The 1,113-nt window shown below is 44.5% G+C and carries 2 protein-coding genes; one reads left to right on the top strand and one right to left on the bottom strand.

Translation table 11 applies throughout. The features are described from left to right. Positions 1 to 286 precede the first annotated feature (286 nt). Positions 287 to 523, top strand: a complete 237-nt coding sequence (locus KDK16_RS00720; protein WP_257274246.1) for a hypothetical protein — start codon at positions 287 to 289, stop codon at positions 521 to 523. On the opposite strand, the gene KDK16_RS00715 is transcribed toward KDK16_RS00720, so the two are convergent. Beyond that, a partial coding sequence (locus KDK16_RS00715) for a GNAT family N-acetyltransferase (protein ID WP_257274245.1) occupies positions 515 to 1,113 on the bottom strand: 599 nt, incomplete at its 5' end. The genes KDK16_RS00720 and KDK16_RS00715 overlap by 9 nt on opposite strands.

Below are 1,113 nucleotides of genomic sequence, written 5' to 3'. Positions count from 1 at the left end.
CCACTATAAACGAGTTAGCGTGACGCACGAAATCAGTATTTTTTAACGGTTTGATAGAGAAAGTCTATCCGTCATTACCGAATCCCCTAAATGCCTGTTAGTGAGTTTTGAGCAGCGGATTGCCCAGCTTTATGTTCTGAACTCCCCTTCCGCAAAAGCCCGGACTTTTTGACATGGCTACAACAGTGAACGATTCCCTTGAGCTGTTGTCTAAAAATACAAAGTCAAGCAAATGAGCTTGTTCTGAAAAAGATGACCATTTTCATAAGTTAGAGAGGTGTTAGTTATGCACAAAAAATATCTGACGATAATTTTGGCTGCTGTTTTATTCAGTGGTGCAGTTTGGGCAGCGGACTGTGTAAGAGGCTTTATTTCAGGCAGGTATACTGCCTACCCTGTCCAGAACCAGGGCAACGGGCTAGACCATAAAATATGGATTCTGGATTCTGAAAGCGGAGACGTTAAGTTTTGTACCAGAAAAAACTTTGGCGGCCCAATTGAATGTACAGATTTCTCAGATTGACCGTTTAAGGTTTTGTCCCATACATAGGTGCCGGACACATTGCTTTAAAAATTGAACGGCCTGCTGTCTACCCGTCAGGCCATTCGCTTTTGCTATCTCTGACCACTCAGCCCCCTGAAGTACTTTGGCAATCAATCCATTCAAAGCGTCCTGCGAGACAGAGCCATCCGAAACTTTTGATAACAGTAGGGAGCGAACAGCAGGAAGGCAACTTTCAAACAATCGATCTGAATGGACAAAGGATTTCAGGTCCATCCGATCTCGCTTATCTAAAGCAGTCTCAATGCTGAAATGACTTAAGTGAAGCATTACACGAACCAGATCAGGAGCCATTTCTTTGAATACCCCGGACAGCTGCATCAGAAAACCTGAGGTAAAACGAGACTGCATTTCCTTTGTCAGGAGACTGAATGCTTCATTCAGTGACTTCAAAACCATCATTGAGTAACAGCCACTGGCTGCTTCACGGGTAATGCCAACACGAACCGGGAGATAGCCCGAATTCCCCCAAAAAGCTGCCAGTTCTGACGTCGCACCAAAACTACTGCCCAGATAATCCAGTTTTCTGAGTTTTGCCTGCTCTTCAATAC

The organism is Endozoicomonas sp. SESOKO4 (assembly GCF_024606275.1).
Note: the sequence above shows the minus strand (reverse complement) of the source record. Positions and strands in the feature narration are given on the sequence as shown.

Excerpts from the sequence above, each read along its gene's own strand:
- KDK16_RS00720 (WP_257274246.1), top strand. The coding sequence starts at position 287 with ATGCACAAAAAATATCTGACGATAATTTTGGCTGCTGTTTTATTCAGT.